Source organism: Lutibacter maritimus (genome assembly GCF_900116115.1).
GTDB lineage: Bacteria > Bacteroidota > Bacteroidia > Flavobacteriales > Flavobacteriaceae > Lutibacter > Lutibacter maritimus.
This window is the reverse complement of record NZ_FOZP01000006.1, coordinates 166398-190533: the sequence shown is the minus strand read 5'-3', so window position 1 is coordinate 190533 and position 24136 is coordinate 166398. Positions and strand designations below refer to the sequence as shown.

Genomic DNA, 24136 nt, shown 5'->3' with positions numbered 1-24136 from the left:
TTTTTTTATTTTTAAAAGATGAATACAACCCAAATAATTAAAAATACTGAAATTTTTGTAAAAGAAATCTTGAAAAATGCCGAAGGTGGGCACGATTGGTTTCATATTTTACGCGTTTGGAACAATGCAAAACTAATTGCAAAAAATGAAAATGTTGATGAATTTATTGTTGAATTAGGAGCTTTACTACACGATATTGCTGATAGTAAATTTCACGATGGAGATGAAACTATTGGGCCAAAAATGGCACGTGCTTTTTTAGAAAATGAACAAGTAGAAAATTCCATTGTTGAACATGTAGAAAGCATTATTTCAAACATTTCTTATAAAGGTGGAAATTTTAAACAAACTTTTAAATCTCCAGAATTAGATGTTGTGCAAGATGCCGATAGATTAGATGCCATTGGGGCAGTTGGAATTGCACGTTGTTTTAATTACGGAGGTTTTAAAAATAGATCTTTATACAATCCTGAAATTGCTCCAAAATTAAATCAAACAAAAGAAGAATATAAAAATTCTGAGGCGCCAACAATTAATCATTTTTATGAAAAACTATTATTGTTAAAAGATAAAATGAACACCAAAACTGGAAAAAAAATTGCTGAAAACAGGCATGTTTATATGGAAACATTTTTGCAGCAATTTTATAAAGAATGGAATGGAGAATTGTAAAAAATTAATAATTTATTATTTTATAAAGTATTGTTAAATATTTAAAAGCATAATTTTCAATGCATAGATTTTATATCTTGGCTCGCTTTTAAGCTCCAATCTTATAGAGCGTTATAAATTTATTAAAACATGAATATTTTAAAACTTTTTTCGCTTTTTATATTGCTTTTAACAAGTAGTGCATATTCCCAAGCTACTATAAAACATACGATAACTAAAGGAGAAAGTATTTCTGTCATTTCCAAAAAATACAATGTAAAAGAATCGGAAATTTATGAGTTAAATCCGCAAACAAAAGGCAAATATTTACAATTAAATGCTACATTATTAATTCCTAATAAAAATTTTGAAGATACAATTCCAAAAACACACACGGTGTCATCTGGTGAAACTTTATCTATAATTGCTCAAAAATACAATTTAAAGCTTGCTAAATTAATGGAGTTAAATCCAACGGTGGATTCCAGAAGATTAAAAATCGGAACAGTTTTACAAATATCCAGTTCAGAAAAAAATGAAGAAATTGCTAACATTTTAACTACTCACAAAGTTGTATCTGGCGAAACATTGGGTGGTATTGCTCAAAAATACAATATTGGCTTATCTAAATTAAGGAATTTAAATCCTGAGATTGATCCTAAATATTTAAAAGTAGGTACTGTTTTAAAATTGATTGAGGAAACAACTGTTAACGAAAAAATAACCAGTATAGTTAACAATCAAGAAACTGAAATAGCAACCAATTCAGAAGAATTTCAGCTGAAAATGCATAAAATTAAAAAAGGCGAAACCCTAAAAATTATTGCTAAAAAATATCAATTAACTTTAAATCAGTTAAAAGCGCTAAACCCAAAACTTGAACCACGAAAATTAAAAATAGGAACGGTAGTTGTGTTAAATAAATTAGATAGCTTATCTATTAATAAAGCAAAAAAAGATTCAAGTTACACTGTTTTTGTTGATGAAACTAAAGATTTGCTGCACAAAGTGCTGGCCAATGAAACCAAATATAGTATCGCAAAAAAATATGGTATTACGGTTGAAAAAATAGATGAGCTAAATCCAGAAGTTATTAATAGTTTGCCTGAAGATTATTTATTAATTATTAAAAAGGGAACTATAAATGAAAGCTTAACGCCAGAAATAATTAATAAAATAAAGTATGATGAAATTACTTCGGTTAAAATTGAAATTTTAATTGAAGAAGCTTCAAAAAAAATTGGAACACCCTATAGAAGTGGTGGAACAAGTGGAAAAGGATTTGATTGTTCTGGATTAATGTATACTACTTTTAAAGAAATTAATATGGATTTGCCAAGATCATCTAAAGGAATGGCCAAATATGGAATAAAAATTAACAAATCTGATGCAAAAAAAGGAGATTTAATATTTTTTACTACCAATAGAAAAGGTAGTATTAGTCATGTTGGGTTAATTACTGAAGTTTTAGATGATGAGATAAAATTTATTCATTCATCCACTAGTTTAGGAGTTATAATTTCTTCAATAAAAGAGCCTTATTATGCTAAACGTTTTGTACAAATAAATAGAATTTTATAAAAAAAATGCTCAAGGAAACTTGAGCATTTTTAATCTATTTTTTTAATATTAGAATTCTAAATCTGCAACTAAATCAAATTCATCATAAATAGCTTTATCTTTTAAATTGTCAAAAAAGCTAGTCGATCCATATCTAACATCATATTTTGTTCTGTCAATTTTTAAGGCTGCATTGGCTTTGTTTCCGTAAACAGAAAGATCAAAAGTTATTACATTCGTAATTCCTTTTATAGTTAAATCACCAGTTACTTTGTATGAGTTTTTGCCAGTAGCATTTACTTTTGAAATTACAAGTTTAGCTGTTGGGTGTTTTTCAACACCAAAAAAATCGTCCGATTTTAAATGTCCTTCTAATTTTCCTTTGTATTCACCTTGTAAATCTGTTGTAACAATAGTATTCATATCCATTACAAATTCTCCTCCAGTTAATTTGTTGTCATTAAAGGTTAAAAATCCTGATTTTAAGCTAATTGTTCCTTCATGAGAACCTGTAACTTTGTATCCTTTCCAAATTACGTTACTATTTGCAATTTTAATTTCTTTTTGTTGTGCATTTACTTTTGTAAATGAAAATGTGAAAACAGCAATAAGTGCTATTAACGCTAAATTTTTAAATGTTTTCATGTGCTTATGTTTTTTATAAAATTAAATTAATATTATTTAATGCAAAGTTGCGTAAGTAATTTACAAATTAAAAAAAGGTAGCTTATTAAATATAGTTAATATAGATTAACATTTTTATTCTTCTATTGCAAGCTGACTTTTTATTTTACTAAAAAATTCTTTTGTAATACCAAGATACGATGCAATCATATATTGGGGTACTCGTTGCTCAATTGTTGGATATTGCTCTTTAAAAAAAAGGTATTGTTCTTTAGCAGTTAGGCTAAAACTTCTAATAATTCTTTTTTGAGAAGCTGCATAGGCAGATTCTACAATTTTTCTAAAAAAACGCTCTAATTTTGGAATTTCACGAAGTATTTCTTCATTATCTTCATATGTAATTTGAATAAGCTCAGTATTTTCAATACATTGTACATTAAAATCTGCAGGAGCTTGGGTTATAAAACTTCCCATATCGGATGTCCACCAATCTTCAATGGCAAATAAAACAATGTGTTCCTGTCCGCCAGCATCCATATAAAAAGTTTTTGTGCAGCCTGAAATTATAAAACATTGTTTTTTGCAAATATCACCTTGCTGCACAATATATTGTCCTTTTAAATATTTTCTAAACGTTACTTTTGAAATTAAAAATAACGTTTCCTCCTCAGTTAAACTGATGTATTTGTTGATGTAATTGAGAAGAGGTTGGGCGTTCATTTAAAATTAATTTGAAAACTTACGATTTTTATTCAAAGTTTGGTTTGCGTTTATCTAAAAAGGCAGTTGTTCCTTCTTTAAAATCATTTGTACCAAAACTTACTCCAAATTGCTCAATTTCAACACTAAAACCATTTACTCCATTGGTGTAATTTGCATTTATGGCTTTTATGGCAGCCGAAATTGCAACCGATGAATTTTTGGTAATTTTTTCGGCTAACTTTTCACAAAAAGCAATTAATTCTGATTGGTCTACAACATAATTTACCAATCCCCATTCTTTTGCTTCTTCAGCACCAATCATTCCGGCAGTCATAATCATTTCCATCGCTTTTCCTTTCCCAACCAATTGCGGTAAACGTTGTGTGCCTCCATAACCAGGAATAACACCTAAACTTACTTCTGGTAATCCCATTTTCGCATTGGTACTTGCTACTCTAAAATGTGCAGCCATTGCAAGTTCTAAACCACCACCCAATGCAAAACCATTTACTGCAGCAATTACTGGAGTTTCTAGATTTTGAACAAAATTAAATAGAATTTCGTGACCTTTTCTTGCCAATTCGGTTCCTTCTTCAATATTGAAATTGGCAAATTCAGAAATATCTGCGCCAGCTACAAATGCTTTTTCGCCACTTCCGGTGAGTATAATTGTTTTAATTTCAATGTTTTTATTTAAAACTTTAAAGGCAATATGCAATTCTTCAATAGTGGCTTTGTTTAAAGCGTTTAACTTAGAAGGTCTGTTTATTGTAATTATTCCAATGTTTCTTTTTTTATCTATTATTAAATTTTCAAATTTCATGATATTTATTTTTTAGGTAAAATTATTTTAAATACTGTGCCAGTGTTTTCTTGTGATGTAAATGTAATTGTTCCGTTGTAAGCTTCTACAATATTTTTAACCATAGCTAAACCTAAACCAGTTCCGCTAGATTTGGTGGTAAATTGTGGCTCAAAAACTTTTGTTTTATCATTTTCTGTAATTCCTTTTCCGTTATCAGCAACTACAATAATTACATTATTTTCTTTTTCAGAAACAGTAACTTCAATTTTCTCATTTTCTATTTCTTCTAATGCTTGAGTGGCATTTTTTACTAAATTAGTTACGATTCTTATCAGTTGATTTTTATCTAAATTTGCTATTATTATAGGTTGTTTAGGGAAAAATGAAATATAATCTTCAGTAAAAATATCCAAGGCATGCTTTATAGTTTCAACCACATCAATTTCTTCTCTGTTTTGTGATGGCATTTTAGCAAAGTTGGAAAATGCAGAAGCTATTGAACTCATAATATCAATTTGTTGAATTAAGGCTTTGCTAAATTCATTTAATTTTTCATTAATTTTTGGATCAGTTGGGTCAAATTTTCGTTGAAAACTTTGTACGGTTAATCGCATTGGGGTTAACGGATTTTTTATTTCGTGAGCAACTTGTTTTGCCATTTCTCTCCAAGCTTGCTCACGTTCACCTTTGGCTAATTTTAGTGCGCTTTTTTCCAATTCATTAACCATGTGATTGTATGCGTTTACCAAAGTAGAAATTTCTACACTGGCATCGTTTAAAATTATTTTTTCATTTGTTTTATTTAAACTTGTTTGCCGCATTTTATCAGTTACAGCTTTTATATTTCTGGTAATATAGCTTGAAATAAAATATGCTAAACCGATGGCTAATAAAAACATAAAGCAATAAACATAAGCCATTCTAACTAAAAATTCTTCTAAATCTCTTTCTTGATCTGTATTGTCTTGTACATATTGTAAATTTAAAATTCCAATAGGTTTAAATTTATTATCAGTTATAAAGGTGTAGGAAGATTGTAAGTTGTTGTTATTTACAATTTTATCATTCACATATCTATGGTCGTAACTATTGCTAACCACGTATAATATTTCTTGAGGAAGTTTATCAGGAGCATCGCTTTTTACAAATCCAGAATGTGAACTTTTTACAATATTTCCTTCTAAATCATAAATATTAATTTCTAATTTTTCAATATCAGCAATTTCATAAACTTTATCTTTAAAAATAAAAGGTAAATTTTTAGTTTCTAAAGGGAAAGTATTACCGTTTCCGCTATTTAGCCAATAATTAATTGATGCTTGTACTGATTCTTCTTTACGTTCTAATCTACCTTGATTATATTCATTTGTTTGCTCTTTGTATTGGTAAATTGTTACCGCTGCAATTAATATTGAGGCCAACAATATTAACAATATCATTGCTAAGAATATACGAATACGTAAAGAAAGTTGCTTAAGTTTCATATTGTAATTTGTAGTAAATATAAGTAATAAATTACAGTCTATTTAACAACAAATGTACCAACTAAATTATTTATATTTTAGTTTTAAAAGAATTAGTATTAAAGTTAAAATTCCTGTAACAATATTTGAAAGTATCATGGCCAAACTGTTTAAATGAAAACCGTAAACAAGCCATAACATAATACCTACAAAAAAAATGAGGTACATTGGTAATGATAAGCTTTTTGTAGATTTAGTTTTCCAAGCTTTATAAACCTGAGGAACAAAAGCAGCTGTTGTTAAAGTAGCTGCTATTAATCCAATAATTTCAAATTTATTTATCATTTTATATTTTAAAATAGAAACTCTAAACTAAGTTTAGAGTTTCTATTGATTTATCCTACTATATTTATTATTTTACCAGGAACAATAATTACTTTTTTAGGTGTTTTTCCTTGTAATTGTTCTTGTGTTTTTTCATGAGTCATTACTATTTCTTCAATTTCTTTTATTGATAAATTTAATGGCAATTCTATTTTAAACCGCATTTTTCCATTGAATGAAACAGGATATTCTTTACTGTTCTCAACCAAATATTCTGGTTTAAAAACTGGAAAATCAGCTGTTGAAATAGATGTTGTATGTCCTAAATTTTTCCATAATTCTTCTGCAATATGTGGTGCATAAGGCTCAATAATAATAGCTAAAGGTTCTAAAATTGCTCTTTTATTACATTTTAAAGCAGTTAACTCATTTACTGCAATCATAAATGTTGAAACCGATGTGTTGAATGAAAAATTAGCAATATCTTCTTCTACTTTTTTAATGGTTTTGTGCAATGTTTTTAATTCTTCTGGAGTAGGATTTTCATCAGAAACAGAAAACTCTCCATCAACAATATACAATTTCCATAATTTTTTTAAGAAACTATACACACCTGAAATTCCTGAAGTTTTCCAAGGTTTAGATTGTTCTAACGGACCTAAAAACATTTCGAACAAACGCAAACTATCTGCGCCATATTCTTCACAAATTTGATCAGGGTTTACAACATTGTATTTAGATTTACTCATTTTTTCAACCTCACGACCAACAATGTATTTTCCATCCTCCAACACAAACTCTGCATCTTTATATTCTTCTCTCCAGTTTTTAAATGCCTCAATATCTAATTCATCTGAAGCATTTACAAAAGAAACATCTGAATGGATTGGTTGTACTTTTAAATCTCCAATTAAACCTTTTGAAACAAATTTATTTTCTCCTTCAACTCTATAAACAAAAGCAGAAGTCCCGGTAATCATTCCTTGGTTAATTAGTTTTTTAGCATATTCATCAACAGGTAAAATTCCTTTATCAAACAAGAATTTTTGCCAAAAACGAGAATACAATAAATGTCCGGTTGCATGCTCGCTACCACCAATGTATAAATCTACATCTTGCCAATATTCCACCGCTTCTTTACTTACAAATTCTTCCGTATTTTCAGGATCCATATATCTATTAAAATATGATGAACTTCCTGCCCAACCTGGCATAGTATTTAATTCTAAAGGAAAAACAGTTTCATTATTAATCAATTCATTTGAAACGACTGCGTTTTTAACAGTATCCCAAGCCCAAGTTGTTGCGTTTCCTAATGGTGGTTTTCCATCTTCAGTAGGTAAATATTTTTCCACTTCTGGCAATACAATTGGCAAATATTGTTTGTCAATCATTTGCGGTAAACCGTTTTTGTAATACACTGGAAAAGGCTCGCCCCAATAACGTTGGCGGCTAAAAACAGCATCGCGCAAACGGTAATTTATTTTTCCATAACCAAAACCACGTTTTTCAATTTCATAGATAATAGTTTTCATTGCTTTTTTATAAGGCAAACCATTTAAAAAATCTGAATTTGCAATTACAGAGTTTTCTTTATCTGTAAAAGCTTCTTCTGAAATATCTACATCTTCAAAAATATTAATGATTTCAATACCAAAATGTTTTGCAAAAGCATAATCGCGGTCATCGCCACAAGGAACCGCCATTACAGCACCAGTTCCATAACCAGCTAATACATAATCGCCAATCCAAATTTGCACTTTTTCGCCAGTAAAAGGATGTAATGCATAAGCGCCAGTAAATACACCCGAAATGGTTTTTACATCGGCCATGCGTTCTAATTCACTACGTTTTGCTGTAGCTTTCACATAAGCCTCAACAGCTTCTTTTTGTTCGGTAGTTGTTATTTTTGTAACCAACTCATGTTCTGGAGCCAGTGTCATAAAGCTAACACCAAAAATAGTATCAGGTCTGGTAGTAAATACGTCTATCTTATCTTCAAAACCATCAATATTAAAAGAAACCATTGCGCCTTCAGATCTTCCAATCCAATATGTTTGGGAATCTTTTAAAGGTTGTGGCCAATCAATTTTTGCCAATCCATCTAATAAACGTTGTGCATAGGCAGTAATTCGCATACTCCATTGCATCATTTTTTTACGTACAACTGTGTGTCCGCCACGTTCAGAAACTCCGTTTACAATTTCATCATTTGCTAAAACAGTTCCTAATGCAGGACACCAGTTAACTTCGGTTTCTGATAAAAATGTTAATCGGTATTTTAATAATATATGTTGTTTTTCTTCTTCTGAGTAGTTTTTCCAATCATCCGCAGAAAAAATTGTAATTTCATCATCACAAGCTGCTTTAACAGCTGCATTTCCTTCAACCTCAAAAATTGAAATTAGTGTTGAAATATCTTCAGCCTTATCACTTGTTTTGTTATACCACGAATTAAATAATTGAATAAAAATCCACTGTGTCCATTTATAATAAGTAGGATCGGAAGTTCTTACTTCACGTGACCAATCAAATGAAAAACCAATTTTATCTAATTGTTTTCTGTAAGTGGCAATATTAGCTTCAGTAGTAATTGCAGGATGTTGCCCTGTTTGAATAGCATATTGTTCTGCTGGCAAACCAAATGAATCATATCCTTGAGGATGCAATACATTATATCCTTTATGACGTTTGTAACGCGCGTAAATATCTGATGCAATATAACCCAGTGGATGACCAACGTGCAGTCCTGCGCCAGAAGGATAAGGAAACATATCTAATACATAAAATTTTGGTTTATCGGATTTGTTTGTTGCCTTAAATGTTTGGTTGTCTGCCCAATATTTTTGCCAGTTAGCTTCTATCTCTCTAAAATTGTATTCCATTTTTGCTATTCATTTTTTAAAAGCGCAAAGTTACGCTTTATATAGAAAATAGTAAAGTCTATTTTTTAGTTAACTTTTTTTTGATTTTAATTAGTATTTTTGGTTAATTACAAATTAAAAATGGCACAAAAAATTGGATTAGTTTTATCGGGCGGAGGCGTTAGAGCAATCGCTCATATTGGGTTTATTCAAGTTTTGCTTGATAATAATATTGTGCCCACAAAAGTTGCTGGAACATCTGCGGGCGCGTTGGTTTCTGCGCTATATGCTGCAGGTTATAGTCCAAAAGAAATGCTATCTTTTTTTGAACAAACTCCTTTGTTAAAATTATCATTGTATGCAATGAATAAACCTGGTATTATGGATAGCGATAAATATGCCTTGTTTTTTAAAAAGTTTTTTCCTGATAATTCTTTTGAAAGTTTAAAATATCCATTAACCGTTACAGCTACTAATTTAATTGAAGGAAAACTTGATTTTTTTAATTCTGGAGAATTGATAAAACCATTAATTGCTTCGTCAGCTTTACCACCAATTTTTTCGCCAATTGAAATTGAAGAAAATTTATATTCTGATGGAGGTATTTTAAATAATTTTCCCATTGAACCATTGTTAGATTGTGATATTATAATGGGAAGTTTTGTAAACCCAGTTGCAAAAATTGATAAATCTGAAATAAATTCATCATTAAAACTTTTATATAGAGTATATCATATTGGTTTGGATGCAGTTAATGTGAAAAAATTTAATCAATGCAATTATGTGTTTGCTCCTGTGGAATTAAATAAAATTGGTGTGTTAGACGGAAATGCTGTAAAAAAAGCCTACGATTTAGGTTATGAATTAGCTAAAAAAGAAATAAAACTAATTTTAAAAGCAGTCAGCTAATTTAATATTAGTAAAGGGTACTTTAGTTGGTAATAATTTTATGTTAATTTGTACTTTTCAAAATTGAAATATAGTATTTAATAATTTGACTGATAATAACTACAAAGCACATTTAGCACTTTTAGGAGCTAACATTATTTATGGCGCTAATTTTTTAATTGCAAAAGGTTTAATGCCCGATAAAATTGGCGCATCTGCTTTAGTATTATTAAGAATTATTGTTGCTGGAATTTTATTTTGGATTGTAAAACAGTTTGTAAAAGAGAAGGTTAAAAAGAAGGATATTGTTTTACTAGCTTTTTGCGGATTGTTTGGTATTTCAACAAATATGTTACTTTTTTTTCATGGTTTAAGCTTGACTTCGCCCATTGATGCTTCAATAATTATGACTGCTACTCCAGTAATTGTTTTAATTTTAAGTGCATTTATTTTAAAAGAAAAAATAACCAAAAATAAATATATTGGAATTTTAATAGGAGCTATTGGAGCCGTAATTTTAATAGTTTATGGGAAAAATGCAGTAGGAACAAGTTCTTTTTTAGGGAATTTATTTGTGTTTTTAAATGCTTGTTCTTACGGTTTGTATTTAGTATTGGTAAAACCTTTAATGAAAAAATATAAAGCAATCACAGTTATAAGCTGGGTATTTTTATTTGGACTTATTTTTGTATTTCCGTTTGGAATAAATGATTTATTGGCAACAAACTTTAATGGATTTACTACAAACACTTATTTGGCAATTGCTTTTGTTATTATTGGAACAACTTTTTTTACCTATTTATTTAATATTTACGCACTTAACTATGTGCCTCCTTCAGTTAACGGAAGTTATATTTATTTGCAACCAGTTTTAAGTTTTATTTTAGTGAGCTTATATGCTTATGTTTTTGGAAATGATGAATATGCCCAAGATATTAATTTGGTTAAAATTGCCAGTTGTATATTAGTTGTTTTTGGAGTTTATATGATTAGTAAAAAACCGAAATTAGCATAATTGTCTTGCCTTTTTTTCTTGTGGTAATAAACAAAAATATATAAAATCGTTTGTTGGTGTTGGAATTCCTAATTCTTTGCCCAATCTAACAATTGTTCCGTTTTGAGACTCTAACTCAGAGGGCTTTCCATCCATAATATCTCGTTGCAAAGACGATGTTGTTTTTGGAGGTTGATTTTCTATTATTTTAAATTGGGTTTCAATAGTTTCTTTATTAATATTTATGTCTTTTGCGTTTGCAATGGCTAAAATTTCTTCAGCTGTTTTGTACATTATTTTTTTTATTTCAGGCAAAGCAACCATTTCATCAACATACGTGCGCGTTAGTGCACCAATGGCGCTAACTGTTGTAATGTATAAAAATTTTGTCCAAATCTCTTTTTGAATATCATCAGACAAAATAGTGTTTATTCCTGCATTTTTTAAAACTTGTTCAATTTTAATTGCTCTTTGAGATTTTTCGTGATTTAGTTCACCAAAAATTATAGTTGGTTCATAGGAAATGTGGTGTATAACTCCAAAATCTTTAACCTTACTAATTACTTTGCACAAGCCACCAATAATATGTTTTTTATTAATTTCTGAAATTAGTATATCTTGGTTTTCAACACCATTTAATAATGAAATTACAACGGTTTTTTCATTAATATTTTTATTAATTTTTTTGGCAACATCTTTTAACTGCCAAGTTTTTACACACACTAAAACTAAATCAATGTTGTTTATTTGGGCTATTGAATCAGTCACATTTGCCGGATAAATTAAACAATCTCCTTTAGGACTTATTAATTTTAAACCATTTTTTTGTATGGTTGCTAAATGTTTGCCTCGCGCAATAAATGTTACGTTATTTCCTGCTTGTGCAAGTCTTGCTCCAAAATAACCGCCAACGCCACCGGTTCCGTATATTACTATATTCATTAAATTTCAATTTATTCAAAAATACAATTTTATGTGTTGAAAATCAAAATAATAATCTCAAATTTAGACTAGTCTAAATTTTTAGTTATATTTGTCTAAATATTATATGTATGTTTTCACACTCTGAAGAAAATTATTTAAAGGTTATTCACAAATTAGCGTTTTCTAATAGCAAAAATGTTAGCACTAACTTAATAGCAAATGAGCTGCAAACAAAAGCGTCTTCTGTTACCGATATGCTAAAAAAATTGGCAGATAAAAAATTGGTTAATTATGAAAAATATAGAGGAGTTTCATTAACAAAAAAAGGAGAATTAATCGCTGTAAATGTTGTTAGAAAACATAGATTGTGGGAGGTTTTTTTGGTAGATACATTAAAATTTAATTGGGACGAAGTACATGACGTTGCCGAACAATTAGAGCATATAAAATCTGATCAATTAATAGATAGATTGGATACTTTTTTAAACTATCCAACAATAGATCCGCATGGAGATCCTATTCCTAAAAAAAATGGAGAAATACCATTCAATAACTCAATTTTATTAAGTGAAGGAATTACCAATAAAATTTATAAAGTTTCTTGTGTAAAAGATAACTCTAAATCATTTTTGCAGTTTTTAGATAAGCATGAAATAACAATTAATTCTGAATTAACAATTGTAGATAAATTTGATTTTGACGATTCTATGACTGTTAAATTAATTGGAGGACATTCAATAATACTTTCAAATAAAGTGAGTACAAACGTTTTTGTTAATTTAAAATAAACTTATGGCAAGTCCTATAACATATTTACTTGTTTTTACAGCTGTAATAATACTTTTAGTTGTGCTTTTTTATCCAAAAGGTGGTATTTATTGGCGATTAAAAAACAGTTTTAAAAACGATTCAAAAACATTAATTGAAGATATTTTAAAAAAATTATATCACGCGGAAGATGGTGGAAATTCTTTAAGTACCAACGATATTATTTCATCAACAAATATTCGCCCCAAAAAAATAATAGAAACTATAGCCCAAATGGAGGCAAACCAATTAATAAATTTTAATAATGGTACTATTAAACTTACAGAAAATGGTATGGACTATGCGTTACGAATTATTAGAGTTCACCGTTTATGGGAAAAATATTTATCAGAAAAAACAGGTTTTGATAAAAAAGATTGGCATGATATTGCTGAAAAAATGGAACATAAATTAAATACCAAGCAAGCAAAAGAGCTGGCAACTAATTTAGGAAATCCAAGATTTGATCCTCACGGAGATCCAATTCCTACAGAATTTGGTGAAATTGAAGCTATCCAAGGAAAACCAATGCCTGTTTTTAAAGAAGGAACTATAGGTAGAATTGTTCATATTGAAGATGAACCAGATATTATTTACCAACAAATTTTAGCCGAAGATTTACATATTGGTTCACACGTTCATATTGTTGAAAATAATGAAAAACGAATTGTATTTCATTCCGAAGGTGAAGAATATGTGCTAGCGCCTATTGTTGCAAATAATATTACCATTTTACAATTATTAAAAGATGAAATTTTAGAAGAAAACACTTTCAGACTTTCTAGTTTAAAAGAAAATGAAAGTGCTAAAATTATTGGTATTTCTAATGAATGTAGAGGAGAAATGCGAAGAAGACTCTTAGATTTAGGGTTTGTTTTAAACACAACAATTGAGTTAGATTTAATCAGTCCAATGAACAACCCAAGATCTTATTTAGTAAGAAATACCGCAATAGCTATTAGAAATGAACAAGCAAAATTTATTTTAATCGAAAAAATTAAAAACCATGCAAACAGTAACTAAAAGCGCTTGCGACAGTTGTGAATACAGCAACACATCTGGATTAAAAAAATTAGGAATAAATACAGATGATACAGATTTTGTTGTTGCATTAGCAGGAAATCCAAACACCGGTAAAAGTACTGTTTTTAATGCTTTAACAGGATTAAGGCAACATACAGGAAACTGGCCAGGGAAAACTGTAACCAGAGCAGAAGGTGGCTATAGTTTTAATGAGAAAAAATATAAATTGGTTGATTTACCAGGAACGTATTCATTGCTTTCTACTTCTCAAGATGAAGAAGTTGCCAGAAGCTTTATACTTTTCGGAAAACCAGACGTTACCGTTATAGTTGTAGATGCTAGTAGGTTGGAAAGAAATCTAAATTTAGTGCTACAAATTTTAGAAATTACCAATAAAGCTGTTTTATGTTTAAACTTAATGGATGAAGCAAAACGTATGGAAATTGAGATTGATGATAGAACTTTAGCACGCGATTTAGGGATTCCTGTAATTCCAACTAGTGCACGTTCAAAAGTAGGAATTCAAGAATTAATTAGTACAATTCACAAAGTTGCAACTGGTGAAATTATTTGTAAACCACACCGCATAAAAAATGTGCCAAAACAAATTAATAATGCCATTGAAAAATTATGTGTTGAAATTGAAAAAGAATATCCAAATATTCCAAATAGCAGATGGATTGCACTACGATTATTAGATGGTGATGAACGTATTATTGAAGCTGTAAAAACAGGTGAATTTATTACAGAATAACTTATTTTTAGTAGATATACAATAAATGAAAACAAATAAAATATTAAATATAAGTAACGATTTAAGATGGCAAATTGGAGATGGCTTTCATGATAAATTAACCGAAGGTATTTATTCTGATGCAGCTCAAATTGCTCAAAATTCAGTATTTAAAAAAGGAGCCACAAAACATTTTCGTTTTGATAGAGTTTTAGATAAAATTGTAACCAGTAAAATTTGGGGTTTCCCAATTATGATTTTAATTTTATCAGTTGTTTTATGGTTAACTATTATTGGCGCAAATTATCCATCGGGTTTATTGTCACAATTATTGTTAGATACCATTCATCCTTGGTTAAAAGAAACAACAATTTCAATAGGATTTCCTATTTGGTTGGCTGGTTTTTTGTTTGATGGTGTATACTTGGCTTTAGCTTGGGTGATTGCTGTTATGTTACCGCCAATGGCTATATTTTTCCCGCTATTTACTTTGTTAGAAGATTTTGGATATTTACCACGAGCTGCTTTTAATTTAGATAATTTATTTAAAAAATCTGGCGCGCACGGAAAGCAAGCTTTAACAATGAGTATGGGATTTGGTTGTAACGCTGCGGGAGTTGTTGCTACTAGAATAATTGATAGTCCACGGGAAAGGTTAATTGCAATCATAACTAATAATTTTTCTTTATGTAATGGGCGTTGGCCAACACAAATATTAATTGCGTCTATTTTTATTGGGGCAATGGTTCCCAAAGGATTTGCTGGAGCTTTATCAACTTTGTCTGTAATCACAATTGCGCTTTTAGGTGTGTTTTTTACATTTGCTGTATCATATTTCTTATCCAAAACTTTGTTAAAAGGTGAAGTTTCATCCTTTACATTAGAATTGCCTCCATACAGACCTCCAGTATTTTGGAAAACAATTTATACATCATTAATTGATAGGACTTTAATTGTTTTATGGCGAGCTTGTGTATTTGCAGCCCCAGCAGGTGCAGTAATTTGGTTAATTGCCAATATCTCAATTGGCAATATAACTATTGCGCATTGGATGATAGAACATTTAAATGGTTTTGGTTTTTTAATAGGGCTTAATGGTGTTATTTTATTAGCTTATATAGTTGCAATTCCTGCAAATGAAATTGTAATTCCAACTATATTAATGTTAACTGTAATGAGTGTTTCCATTTCAGGTGTAGGAGAAGGGAACGGTGTAATGTTTGAATTAGAATCGGCTACAGCAACAGGAGAAATATTAAGAGCAGGTGGATGGACACTTTTAACAGCGGTTAATTTAATGTTATTCAGTTTATTACATAACCCTTGTAGTACTACAATTTACACCATTTATAAAGAAACTAAAAGTGTAAAATGGACTGTTATAGCAAGTGTTTTACCTTTAATTATAGGTTTTGTGGTTTGTTTTATTGTTGCGCAGGTATGGCGAATATTAGTGTAATTTAATGGCAGTCACAACCATCTATACAATTACCCTTTTTTTTATTTTTAAAAAAGTATTTTTTAATTAAAAATCCGACTGCGAGTACTAAAGCTATGTATGTTAATATTTCTTGCATTAGCTTAGTATATTAAAGGCTAAAAAAGCTGCAATATAGGCTAAAGCTCCCATTCCAACCAATTGTAAAATAGGCCATTTCCAACTTTTAGTTTCACGTTTAACAATTGCCAATGTGCCAATACATTGCATTGCAAAAGCATAAAAAAGCAGTAGTGACATTCCTGTAGCAAAATTAAAACGTTTTAAACCTGTTTTTGGGTTTATTTCCGCCCCCATTCGTTCTTTTATGGTGCCAACATCTTCTCCTTCACTTTCAACACTATAAATGGTTGCTAATGCGCCAACAAAAACTTCACGAGCGGCAAATGAACTTATTAAAGCTATTCCTATTTTCCAATCATAACCCATAGGTTCAATTACAGGTTCAATAAATTTTCCCATTGTACCAATGTAGGAGTTTTCTAATTTATATGATGCTATTTTCTTTTGAAGTGCTTCATTATCTAAATTGGAATTTTCTTCAAGTGTTGTAACATGTTTTTCTGCATTTTTATATGCTGATGTTCCGTTAGAAGCTAAAAACCATAATACTATTGATAATGCTAAAATAATTTTCCCAGCTCCTAAAATAAACGCTTTAGTTTTTTCAACTACTTCATAAAATACATTTTTAACAGAAGGCACTTTATAATTTGGCATTTCAATTACAAAAAAGCTTCTATGTTCAACTTTCAACACATTATTAAGTAAAATTGCTGAAAATATAGCTGCAGTAAATCCTAATAAATACAACGCCATTAATGTTAAACCTTGTAGGTTAAAGATGCCAAAAATTCTTTTACTAGGAATTATTAAGGATATTAAAATGGCATAAACAGGTAACCTTGCAGAGCAAGTTGTAAATGGAACCACTAAAATTGTAATTAGGCGTTCTTTCCAATTGCTTATATTACGGGAAGCCATAACAGCTGGAATTGCACAAGCTGTTCCTGAAATTAATGGAATAATACTTTTTCCACTCATTCCAAACTTACGCATTATTTTATCCATTAAAAATACAACTCGGCTCATATAACCGGTTTCTTCTAATAGTGAAATAAACAAAAATAATATGGCAATTTGTGGAATGAAGATTAAAACACCACCAATACCTGGTATAATACCTTCAGCTATTAAATTGGTAAATACGCCTTCGGGTAAATTATTTTTTGCAAGTTGACTTAATTTGGCAAATATGCCATCAATTAAGTCCATTGGAAAACTAGCCCATTCAAAAATTGATTGAAATATAAGTAGTAAAATAAAAGCAAAAATAACATAACCCCATATTTTATGAGTTAATATACTATCTAATTTAGAACGTAAATCAGTTGCCTTAGATTTATCAACTTTATATGCTGTTTTTAAAATTTCATTTATTTTTTGATACCTAAAAATAGTTTCCTTATGTTGGTATTTTTTTATTTTTTCAACATCAGTTTTAAAGGTATTTATTTTTTTATTTTGCGCTTCAGTTAAAAAATGACAATATTCTTGTTGTGTAATTAATAACCAAGATTTGTATAATGAATTTTCAGAAAAAGTTTTTTCAAGTTCACTAAAATAATTAGCATCAATTTTTGTTGAAATGTTAGCGAGTGTTTCTGTATTCCAATTTTTATAATTGGCTAATTCTTTTTTTAGAACATCAATTCCAATATTTTTACGAGAGCTAATTAAAACAATTTCGGTTTTTAAAGCTGTTTTAAGTGTTTCAATATCAATATTTATTCCTTTTCTTTCCATTTGATCGGACATGTTTATGACCAAAATGGTTGGAATTTGTAAGTCTTTAATTTGAGTGAATAATAATAGGTTTCTTTTTAAATTTTCAACCTCAGCAACAACAATTATTGCATCGGGATACGATTCGTTTTTTTTATTTAAAAGTGTTTCAAGAACAATAGTTTCGTCTAAAGTTTGTGGATTAATACTGTATGTTCCTGGTAAGTCTACAATTTCGGCAGTTAATTCATCAGAAATTTTACATTTTCCATGCTTTTTATCTACCGTTATGCCTGGGTAATTTCCTACTTTTTGTTTTAAACCTGTAAGTTGATTAAATAGTGAAGTTTTTCCGGTATTAGGGTTTCCCACTAATGCAACATTTAAAACGGCATTATTTCTCATGTACTACAACTTTGTGATATTAATTAGATCAGCCATTTCTTTTCTAATTGCTAAATGACTTCCATTAACCTTAATATACAACGGATCTTTAAGTGGTGCAATTTGAATTAAACTTACTTCTTTACCTGGTAAGCAACCCATTTCTAGTAAACATAACGGAATAATATCTAAAGAAAAATCTTCAATAATTCCACGTTCTCCAATTCGCAAACTTGCTATAGTATCACCCATTATTAAGAATAATTATAAATAATGAGCAAATATAGTAAATTAGAATGATTCTAAACTATGATAAATATCATTAATAAAATTATTCAGTTTGCAGTAGTTTAATATCACTAATAAGTCTTTCTATGTCTTCATTATTGGTGCCATCGTAAAAACCTCTAATTTGTTTTTTCTTATCAACCAATATAAAATTTTCTGTATGTATAAAATCTTGCAAACCGCCATCGCCTTCTTCTAAAACAGCAAAATAACTTTTTCGGGCAAGCTCATAAATATGTTTTTTACTTCCGGTTGTTATATTCCATTTGGCGTCAATTACACCTTTTGCAATTGCGTATTCTTTTAATACTGAAACGCTATCAATATCTGGCGTTACCGAATGAGATAAAAACATAACATCATCATCATTTTTAAAAACTTCTTGTAATTTTCCAATATTGTTTGTCATTACCGGGCAAATGGTCATGCATCTGGTAAAGAAAAAATCTGCTACATAAATTTTATCTTTATAATTGTCTTGTGTAATGGTATTGCCATTTTGGTTGATTAAACTAAAATCGGCAACTTTATGATTTCTTCTAATGTGAACAACGCTTTCATCAACTAATTTTGGATTTACATCAGAAGGATTAAAAATTGGTAATTTTTTATTTGGCGTTAGCAAAGTATAAATTGCATAAATCATTCCAACTGAAAATACCGCCATAATAGCAAGTGTTGGAATTGATTTTTTGAAAAATTTTAAGTCCATTTTACTGTTAAATTAAATAACAAATTTAGTATAATTAGATATTATAGTAACCGTATTGCTTTAAAACTTTGTTAAAACCTTCAATATCTTAATTAAGGACTTTTAAAAACTGTATTTAAAACCGTACATTTGTGCGATTTTAGTTTTTTGAAACACATTTATGGAAATATTAATAAAGGCAGCACAGTTTATTTTAAGTTTATCGTTTTTAATTGTTTTACACGAATTAGGACATTTTATACCTGCAAAACTATTTAAAACAAGAGTAGAAAAATTCTACTTATTTTTTGATTATAAATTCTCATTATTAAAAAAGAAAATAGGAGAAACCGAGTATGGAATTGGTTGGATTCCTTTAGGTGGCTATGTAAAAATATCAGGTATGATTGATGAAAGCATGGACACTGAACAAATGAAGCAACCTGCACAACCTTGGGAATTTAGATCTAAACCAGCTTGGCAACGTTTAATTATTATGTTGGGCGGAGTTATTGTAAATTTTATTTTAGGTATTGTAATTTATATTTTAATAACCTTTACTTGGGGAGTTGAATTTGTAAAACCTTTAGATGTAAAAAACGGTTTTGCGGTTAATGAATTGTTTAAAGAATTCGGATTTAAAGATGGTGATAAAATCACAAAATTTAACGGTGAAGAACCTTTAGATGTTACCGATATTAATAAGCATTTATTTTTAAGAGGAATTACCTCATTAGATGTATTGCATGAAGATGGAACTTCCGAAACAATTAGTATTCCAGAAGATATTGGAAATATAATGTGGGGAAATGGAGTAATGGAACCTTTTTCTGTAAGAACTGAAGCAGTTATAGATACTGTAATTGTAGATTCACCTGCAGAAAAAGCTGGTTTAATGAAATATGACAAAATAGTTGCTGTAAATGGAACTCCAGTTACCTATTGGCAAGAATTTACAAACTTAGTGGTAAATTCAAATGATGCTATTAATATTGATTTTGAGAGAGATGGTTTATCAAAAACAGCAACCATCACGCCTAGAGAAGATAATACAATAGGAGTGTCTAACTCAAAATTACGAGGTATTACCATTCAGCATAAAGAGTATTCATTTTTTGAAAGTATTTCAAAAGGAAATTCTTTAGCAATTTGGACATTAAAAGATTATATCACACAATTTAAATATGTGTTTACTAAAAAAGGCGCTACAAGTATTGGTGGATTTATAGCCATTGGAAATATTTTTCCTGCAACATGGAGTTGGCAATCTTTCTGGGGAATTACGGCATTTTTATCAATAATGCTTGGTTTTATGAACTTATTACCAATCCCAGCTCTAGATGGTGGTCACGTTGTATTTACATTGTTTGAAATGATCACTGGAAGAAAACCAAATGATAAGTTTTTAGAATATGCCCAAATTACTGGCTTTATTCTTTTAATTGGTTTACTGCTATTGGCAAATGGAAATGATGTAGTGAAATTAATTTCGAAATTTTTTTAACATAATATAAAAAAAACCTAAATTTTTTTGATTTAGGTTTTTTTATATCAATATTAATCGTAATATTGCAATGTAACAATTAATATTATGGGAATTACAAAAACAGATAAGTTTAATGAAGAACAAAATACGCTAGCAACAATAGCTAAAGTATTTGCACATCCTGCCAGAATTGCAATTTTGCAACAATTATTTAAACTAAACACATGTGTTTGTGGAGATTTGGTTGTTGAAATTGGATTGGCACAAGCTACCATTTCTCAACACTTAAAAGAATTAAAAAATTTAGGAATTATAAAAGGAAACATTGAAGGAACAAGCGTTTGTTATTGTATAAATGTTGAAGTATGGGAAAATACCAAACAAATCTTTTTAAAATTTTTGAATCAAGATATAGAAAATAATAGTTGTTGTATATAAAAAATTAGAAATTATGACCATTACAGAAATCAAACATCATTTAAGTAAATTAAATACTATTGCATTTCAATTACCAAATGGTACGTTAGTTCCCAATCATTTTCACGTTACCGAAGTTGGTAAAGTAACCAAACATTTTATTGATTGTGGTGGGACCCTTAGAAATGAAGTGAAAGCAAACTTTCAATTGTGGGAAGCTAATGATTATGATCATAGGTTGCATCCAGAAAAATTAATTCATATTATTGAATTATCTGATAAGCTTTTAAATTTGGGAAATTTAACAATTGAAGTAGAATATCAAGGAACTACAATAGGTAAATATGGGTTGGATTTTGATGGAATAAATTTTTTGTTAACCACAAAACAAACAGACTGTTTAGCAAAAGATAATTGTGGAATACCAACTGAAAAACCAAAGTTAAAACTTTCAGGATTGGAAAATAAAACTTCGAGTTGTTGTTCAACAGATTCAAATTGCTGTTAAAAATAGAATGAAAAGAATGTCTTCAAATTAAATAATAAAAACATACGAAATGAAAATAATTAAAGTGTTAGGAACAGGCTGTCCGAGTTGTGTAAGCGCGGAGAAAGCAGTAGTTAATATTGTTGATGAATTAAACATAGAAGCTAAAATTGTAAAAGTTACAGACATAGAAGAGATTATGATTTACGATGTAATGCGAACTCCTGCAATTGTTATTGATGGAAAAGTTGTTTTGGCTGGAAAAATCCCGTCAAAAGAAGATTTATTACCGTTTTTGGTAGATAATTTTGCAAACAATGCTTGTTGTTCTGATGAAAATTATGAGTCTTCTTGTTGTTCTACTGATGAAAATCAATCTTGTTGTTAAAAATTAATATATGTTATTAGAAAAAATAAGTAGCACAATAGATGTTATAAAAAATGTTCAAATCTCAGATGAACGTAAAGCAGTATTAAAACCTTTAATAGATTTTATTCAAGGGAAAGTTTTAGCAAATAAAACTATAAATCTTAATTTTATTTGTACACATAATTCACGTCGAAGTCATTTATCACAAGTTTGGGCACAAGTTGCCGCACATTATTTTAACGTAAAAAATGTGTATTGTTATTCTGGTGGAACAGAAGCTACGGCAATGTTTCCAATGGCAGCAAAAGCTTTAGAATTGGCTGGATTAAAAATTAATAATTTATCAAAAGGTGATAATCCAGTTTATAGTATTAAATATGCTGAAAATGAGCATCCTATAATTGCATTTTCAAAAACCTATGACAGTGAATTTAATCCAAAAAGTGAGTTTGCAGCAATTATGACTTGTAATAATGCCGATGTAGGTTGTCCGTTTATTCCTGGAGCTGAAAAACGTATTCCTGTAAAATATGATGATCCAAAAGCATTTGATAACACACCACAACAAGCCGAAAAATATACAGAACGTAGCAATCAAATTGCTTCAGAAATGTTATATGTTTTCTCTCAAATAAAATTGTAAAAAATGAAGAAGAAACTTAGTTTTTTAGATAGTTATTTAACCTTGTGGATATTTATTGCAATGGCAATTGGGGTTGGAATTGGTTATTTTGTACCGTCATTCCCAACGTTAATTGATTCTTTTAGCAGAGGTTCAACAAATATTCCAATAGCAATTGGTTTAATAATTATGATGTATCCTCCACTGGCAAAAGTGAATTATGCCTTATTGCCAAAGGTTTTTAAAAATGTTAAAATACTTTCCATTTCATTAATTTTAAACTGGATTATTGGACCGGTTTTAATGTTTGTGTTGGCACTTATTTTTTTACAAGATTATCCAGAATACATGGTTGGGTTAATCTTAATAGGTTTAGCACGTTGCATTGCTATGGTATTGGTTTGGAACGATTTAGCGGATGGAAGTAGTGAATATGGAGCTGGACTTGTAGCGTTAAATAGTATATTTCAAGTATTTGCGTATAGTTTTTATGCTTGGCTTTTCATTACAGTTTTACCTCCATATTTTGGTTTTGAAGGTGCTATTGTAGATATTTCAATTGCAACTATTGCTGAAAGTGTTGCTATTTATTTAGGGGTACCATTTTTATTAGGAATTTTAAGTAGACTTATATTGGTAAAAGTAAAAGGTGAAAAATGGTATACCGAAAAGTTTATTCCAACCATATCACCATTAACCTTAATAGCTTTACTGTTTACCATTGTGGTCATGTTCTCTTTAAAAGGAGAATTAATTGTAGAAATACCTATGGATGTGCTAATTATTGCAGTGCCGCTGTTAATATATTTTGCCATTATGTTTTTAATAGGGTTTATTACAACCAAAGCAATGGGAGCTACTTATAGTGAAACTGCTGCAGTTGCATTTACTGCCGCTGGAAATAATTTTGAATTAGCAATTGCAGTTGCCATAGCGGTTTTTGGCTTAAACTCCGGACAAGCATTTACAGGTGTAATTGGTCCTTTAGTTGAAGTTCCTGCGCTGATTTTATTAGTTCGAGTTTCCTTTTGGTTAAAGAAAAAATATTTCTAAAATTTAAAAAATAAGCTAAAAATGATTTTAATCATTTTTAGCTGAAAATATCAATCGTACATTTGCGATATACTTATGAAAAGAACATCAAAAAATATAGAGTATTTAGAAGACACCGAAGAATTAGTTCGGTTTGCAAAAGCTTTGGGTCATCCAACACGTATTAAAATTCTAAATTATTTAGAAAATCGAAGTTGTTGTTTTACGGGTGATTTGGTTGAAGTTATTCCTTTAGCACAATCAACAATTTCACAACATTTAAAAGAATTGAAAGATGCAGGTTTAATTCAAGGTGAAGTAAATCCTCCTAAAATAAAGTACTGTATAAATAAAAAAAATTGGGAAAAAGCAAAAGTGTTATTTCAAACATTTTTTGATAAATAATAGTATAAAATAAATTTAAAATGAAAATAATTAAAGTATTAGGTACTGGTTGCCCAAGTTGTGTTTCAACAGAAAAAGTGATTACAGAAGTTGTAAACCAATTAAATATTGAAGCTAAAATTGAAAAGGTTACAGATATTATGGAAATTATGGCTTATGATGTGATGAGTACTCCTGCAATTGTAATAAATGAAGTAGTTGTTTTTAAAGGTAAAGTGCCAAGTGTTGATGAAGTTAAGGCTTTATTAAATGATACTCCTTGTTGTAGTTCATCTGCTGGATCATCTTGTTGCTAATAAATAAATAAAC

Annotated in this window: 25 protein-coding genes and 1 pseudogene; 15 read left to right on the top strand and 11 right to left on the bottom strand. The window is 29.4% G+C overall.

Annotated features, from left to right (window positions below):
* Positions 1-18: 18 nt before the first annotated feature.
* Positions 19-672, top strand: a complete 654-nt coding sequence (locus BM335_RS11125; protein ID WP_090227289.1) for an HD domain-containing protein — start codon at positions 19-21, stop codon at positions 670-672.
* Between the two features lie 129 nt (positions 673-801).
* Positions 802-2232: a LysM peptidoglycan-binding domain-containing protein gene (locus BM335_RS11120; RefSeq protein WP_090227285.1), complete on the top strand. Its 1431-nt coding sequence runs from the start codon at positions 802-804 to the stop codon at positions 2230-2232.
* A 48-nt stretch (positions 2233-2280) separates the two neighbouring features.
* Here the strand turns inward: BM335_RS11120 and BM335_RS11115 are convergent, their stop codons facing one another.
* From BM335_RS11115 to leuS, 6 genes are all read right to left on the bottom strand, one after another.
* Positions 2281-2856 carry a YceI family protein gene (locus BM335_RS11115; RefSeq protein ID WP_090227280.1) on the bottom strand — a complete coding sequence of 192 codons (576 nt, stop codon included), beginning with the start codon at positions 2854-2856 and terminating at the stop codon, positions 2281-2283.
* 114 nt (positions 2857-2970) lie between these two features.
* Positions 2971-3555, bottom strand: a complete 585-nt coding sequence (locus tag BM335_RS11110; RefSeq protein WP_090227277.1) for a Crp/Fnr family transcriptional regulator — start codon at positions 3553-3555, stop codon at positions 2971-2973.
* Positions 3556-3583: 28 nt separating this feature from the next.
* Complete coding sequence (locus BM335_RS11105; protein WP_090227274.1) at positions 3584-4360, bottom strand: enoyl-CoA hydratase/isomerase family protein; 777 nt, start codon at positions 4358-4360, stop codon at positions 3584-3586.
* 5 nt (positions 4361-4365) lie between these two features.
* On the bottom strand, positions 4366-5826 hold the full coding sequence (locus BM335_RS11100; RefSeq protein ID WP_090227270.1) for an ATP-binding protein: 1461 nt from the start codon (positions 5824-5826) through the stop codon (positions 4366-4368).
* Between the two features lie 66 nt (positions 5827-5892).
* Complete coding sequence (locus BM335_RS11095) at positions 5893-6150, bottom strand: SemiSWEET family sugar transporter (RefSeq protein ID WP_090227265.1); 258 nt, start codon at positions 6148-6150, stop codon at positions 5893-5895.
* A 50-nt stretch (positions 6151-6200) separates the two neighbouring features.
* Positions 6201-9014 carry a leucine--tRNA ligase gene (leuS, locus tag BM335_RS11090; RefSeq protein ID WP_090227261.1) on the bottom strand — a complete coding sequence of 938 codons (2814 nt, stop codon included), beginning with the start codon at positions 9012-9014 and terminating at the stop codon, positions 6201-6203.
* 120 nt (positions 9015-9134) lie between these two features.
* Between leuS and BM335_RS11085 the strand changes: the two genes are divergently transcribed.
* Positions 9135-9902: a patatin-like phospholipase family protein gene (locus BM335_RS11085; RefSeq protein ID WP_090227751.1), complete on the top strand. Its 768-nt coding sequence runs from the start codon at positions 9135-9137 to the stop codon at positions 9900-9902.
* An 85-nt stretch (positions 9903-9987) separates the two neighbouring features.
* Positions 9988-10896 carry a DMT family transporter gene (locus BM335_RS11080; RefSeq protein ID WP_090227257.1) on the top strand — a complete coding sequence of 303 codons (909 nt, stop codon included), beginning with the start codon at positions 9988-9990 and terminating at the stop codon, positions 10894-10896.
* Here BM335_RS11080 and BM335_RS11075 read toward each other — a convergent pair.
* The gene (locus BM335_RS11075) at positions 10888-11817 is read right to left on the bottom strand and encodes a ketopantoate reductase family protein (protein WP_090227254.1); all 930 of its coding nucleotides are present in this window, start codon (positions 11815-11817) and stop codon (positions 10888-10890) included. The genes BM335_RS11080 and BM335_RS11075 overlap by 9 nt on opposite strands.
* Before the next feature lie 110 nt (positions 11818-11927).
* On the opposite strand from BM335_RS11075, the gene BM335_RS11070 reads away from it, so the two are divergent.
* The 3 genes and pseudogenes from BM335_RS11070 to feoB (BM335_RS15840) all read left to right on the top strand — a co-directional run bounded on the left by BM335_RS11070 (position 11928) and on the right by feoB (BM335_RS15840) (position 15821).
* Complete coding sequence (locus BM335_RS11070) at positions 11928-12587, top strand: metal-dependent transcriptional regulator (RefSeq protein ID WP_090227249.1); 660 nt, start codon at positions 11928-11930, stop codon at positions 12585-12587.
* Between the two features lie 4 nt (positions 12588-12591).
* Positions 12592-13629 carry a metal-dependent transcriptional regulator gene (locus BM335_RS11065; protein WP_090227245.1) on the top strand — a complete coding sequence of 346 codons (1038 nt, stop codon included), beginning with the start codon at positions 12592-12594 and terminating at the stop codon, positions 13627-13629.
* Positions 13613-15821: pseudogene (feoB, locus tag BM335_RS15840) on the top strand (ferrous iron transport protein B). Before BM335_RS11065 ends, feoB (BM335_RS15840) begins: the two are co-directional and overlap by 17 nt.
* Position 15822: 1 nt before the next feature.
* On the opposite strand, the gene BM335_RS11055 reads toward feoB (BM335_RS15840), so the two are convergent.
* The 4 genes from BM335_RS11055 to BM335_RS11040 form a co-directional block, all read right to left on the bottom strand.
* Complete coding sequence (locus BM335_RS11055) at positions 15823-15939, bottom strand: FeoB-associated Cys-rich membrane protein (protein WP_090227242.1); 117 nt, start codon at positions 15937-15939, stop codon at positions 15823-15825.
* Positions 15939-18050 carry a ferrous iron transport protein B gene (gene feoB, locus BM335_RS11050; RefSeq protein ID WP_090227238.1) on the bottom strand — a complete coding sequence of 704 codons (2112 nt, stop codon included), beginning with the start codon at positions 18048-18050 and terminating at the stop codon, positions 15939-15941. The genes BM335_RS11055 and feoB (BM335_RS11050) overlap by 1 nt, the downstream gene beginning before the upstream one ends.
* A 3-nt stretch (positions 18051-18053) precedes the next feature.
* A complete protein-coding gene (locus BM335_RS11045) occupies positions 18054-18281 on the bottom strand; it encodes a FeoA family protein (RefSeq protein ID WP_090227234.1) in 228 nt (75 codons plus the stop codon).
* A 79-nt stretch (positions 18282-18360) separates the two neighbouring features.
* Positions 18361-19029 (bottom strand): SCO family protein, encoded by a 669-nt coding sequence (locus tag BM335_RS11040; protein ID WP_090227230.1) that lies wholly within the window; start codon positions 19027-19029, stop codon positions 18361-18363.
* Between the two features lie 160 nt (positions 19030-19189).
* Here BM335_RS11040 and rseP point away from each other — a divergent pair, with 160 nt between their 5' ends.
* The 8 genes from rseP (at position 19190) to BM335_RS11000 (ending at position 24123) form a co-directional block, all read left to right on the top strand.
* Positions 19190-20512 (top strand): RIP metalloprotease RseP, encoded by a 1323-nt coding sequence (rseP, locus tag BM335_RS11035; RefSeq protein ID WP_090227227.1) that lies wholly within the window; start codon positions 19190-19192, stop codon positions 20510-20512.
* 87 nt (positions 20513-20599) lie between these two features.
* Positions 20600-20932, top strand: a complete 333-nt coding sequence (locus tag BM335_RS11030) for an ArsR/SmtB family transcription factor (protein ID WP_090227222.1) — start codon at positions 20600-20602, stop codon at positions 20930-20932.
* Between the two features lie 13 nt (positions 20933-20945).
* Positions 20946-21419 carry a DUF6428 family protein gene (locus tag BM335_RS11025; protein WP_090227218.1) on the top strand — a complete coding sequence of 158 codons (474 nt, stop codon included), beginning with the start codon at positions 20946-20948 and terminating at the stop codon, positions 21417-21419.
* A gap of 49 nt (positions 21420-21468) precedes the next feature.
* On the top strand, positions 21469-21786 hold the full coding sequence (locus BM335_RS11020; protein WP_090227214.1) for a thioredoxin family protein: 318 nt from the start codon (positions 21469-21471) through the stop codon (positions 21784-21786).
* Between the two features lie 10 nt (positions 21787-21796).
* Positions 21797-22411, top strand: coding sequence for an arsenate-mycothiol transferase ArsC (locus BM335_RS11015; protein WP_090227209.1), 615 nt, complete (start codon positions 21797-21799; stop codon positions 22409-22411).
* A 3-nt stretch (positions 22412-22414) separates the two neighbouring features.
* Complete coding sequence (gene arsB / locus BM335_RS11010) at positions 22415-23443, top strand: ACR3 family arsenite efflux transporter (RefSeq protein WP_090227206.1); 1029 nt, start codon at positions 22415-22417, stop codon at positions 23441-23443.
* Positions 23444-23518: 75 nt separating this feature from the next.
* Complete coding sequence (locus BM335_RS11005) at positions 23519-23827, top strand: ArsR/SmtB family transcription factor (RefSeq protein ID WP_090227202.1); 309 nt, start codon at positions 23519-23521, stop codon at positions 23825-23827.
* A 20-nt stretch (positions 23828-23847) separates the two neighbouring features.
* Positions 23848-24123, top strand: a complete 276-nt coding sequence (locus tag BM335_RS11000) for a thioredoxin family protein (RefSeq protein ID WP_090227197.1) — start codon at positions 23848-23850, stop codon at positions 24121-24123.
* Positions 24124-24136: the final 13 nt, after the last annotated feature.

What these genes read in the sequence shown, in the direction of transcription:
- BM335_RS11125 (WP_090227289.1), top strand. Translation starts at nt 19, where the DNA reads ATGAATACAACCCAAATAATTAAAAATACTGAAATTTTTGTAAAAGAA.
- BM335_RS11120 (WP_090227285.1), top strand. Translation starts at nt 802, where the DNA reads ATGAATATTTTAAAACTTTTTTCGCTTTTTATATTGCTTTTAACAAGT.
- BM335_RS11115 (WP_090227280.1), bottom strand. Translation starts at nt 2,856, where the DNA reads ATGAAAACATTTAAAAATTTAGCGTTAATAGCACTTATTGCTGTTTTC.
- BM335_RS11110 (WP_090227277.1), bottom strand. Translation starts at nt 3,555, where the DNA reads ATGAACGCCCAACCTCTTCTCAATTACATCAACAAATACATCAGTTTA.
- BM335_RS11105 (WP_090227274.1), bottom strand. Translation starts at nt 4,360, where the DNA reads ATGAAATTTGAAAATTTAATAATAGATAAAAAAAGAAACATTGGAATA.
- BM335_RS11100 (WP_090227270.1), bottom strand. Translation starts at nt 5,826, where the DNA reads ATGAAACTTAAGCAACTTTCTTTACGTATTCGTATATTCTTAGCAATG.
- BM335_RS11095 (WP_090227265.1), bottom strand. Translation starts at nt 6,150, where the DNA reads ATGATAAATAAATTTGAAATTATTGGATTAATAGCAGCTACTTTAACA.
- leuS (WP_090227261.1), bottom strand. Translation starts at nt 9,014, where the DNA reads ATGGAATACAATTTTAGAGAGATAGAAGCTAACTGGCAAAAATATTGG.
- BM335_RS11085 (WP_090227751.1), top strand. Translation starts at nt 9,135, where the DNA reads ATGGCACAAAAAATTGGATTAGTTTTATCGGGCGGAGGCGTTAGAGCA.
- BM335_RS11075 (WP_090227254.1), bottom strand. Translation starts at nt 11,817, where the DNA reads ATGAATATAGTAATATACGGAACCGGTGGCGTTGGCGGTTATTTTGGA.
- BM335_RS11070 (WP_090227249.1), top strand. Translation starts at nt 11,928, where the DNA reads ATGTTTTCACACTCTGAAGAAAATTATTTAAAGGTTATTCACAAATTA.
- BM335_RS11065 (WP_090227245.1), top strand. Translation starts at nt 12,592, where the DNA reads ATGGCAAGTCCTATAACATATTTACTTGTTTTTACAGCTGTAATAATA.
- BM335_RS11055 (WP_090227242.1), bottom strand. Translation starts at nt 15,939, where the DNA reads ATGCAAGAAATATTAACATACATAGCTTTAGTACTCGCAGTCGGATTT.
- feoB (WP_090227238.1), bottom strand. Translation starts at nt 18,050, where the DNA reads ATGAGAAATAATGCCGTTTTAAATGTTGCATTAGTGGGAAACCCTAAT.
- BM335_RS11045 (WP_090227234.1), bottom strand. Translation starts at nt 18,281, where the DNA reads ATGGGTGATACTATAGCAAGTTTGCGAATTGGAGAACGTGGAATTATT.
- BM335_RS11040 (WP_090227230.1), bottom strand. Translation starts at nt 19,029, where the DNA reads ATGGACTTAAAATTTTTCAAAAAATCAATTCCAACACTTGCTATTATG.
- rseP (WP_090227227.1), top strand. Translation starts at nt 19,190, where the DNA reads ATGGAAATATTAATAAAGGCAGCACAGTTTATTTTAAGTTTATCGTTT.
- BM335_RS11030 (WP_090227222.1), top strand. Translation starts at nt 20,600, where the DNA reads ATGGGAATTACAAAAACAGATAAGTTTAATGAAGAACAAAATACGCTA.
- BM335_RS11025 (WP_090227218.1), top strand. Translation starts at nt 20,946, where the DNA reads ATGACCATTACAGAAATCAAACATCATTTAAGTAAATTAAATACTATT.
- BM335_RS11020 (WP_090227214.1), top strand. Translation starts at nt 21,469, where the DNA reads ATGAAAATAATTAAAGTGTTAGGAACAGGCTGTCCGAGTTGTGTAAGC.
- BM335_RS11015 (WP_090227209.1), top strand. Translation starts at nt 21,797, where the DNA reads ATGTTATTAGAAAAAATAAGTAGCACAATAGATGTTATAAAAAATGTT.
- arsB (WP_090227206.1), top strand. Translation starts at nt 22,415, where the DNA reads ATGAAGAAGAAACTTAGTTTTTTAGATAGTTATTTAACCTTGTGGATA.
- BM335_RS11005 (WP_090227202.1), top strand. Translation starts at nt 23,519, where the DNA reads ATGAAAAGAACATCAAAAAATATAGAGTATTTAGAAGACACCGAAGAA.
- BM335_RS11000 (WP_090227197.1), top strand. Translation starts at nt 23,848, where the DNA reads ATGAAAATAATTAAAGTATTAGGTACTGGTTGCCCAAGTTGTGTTTCA.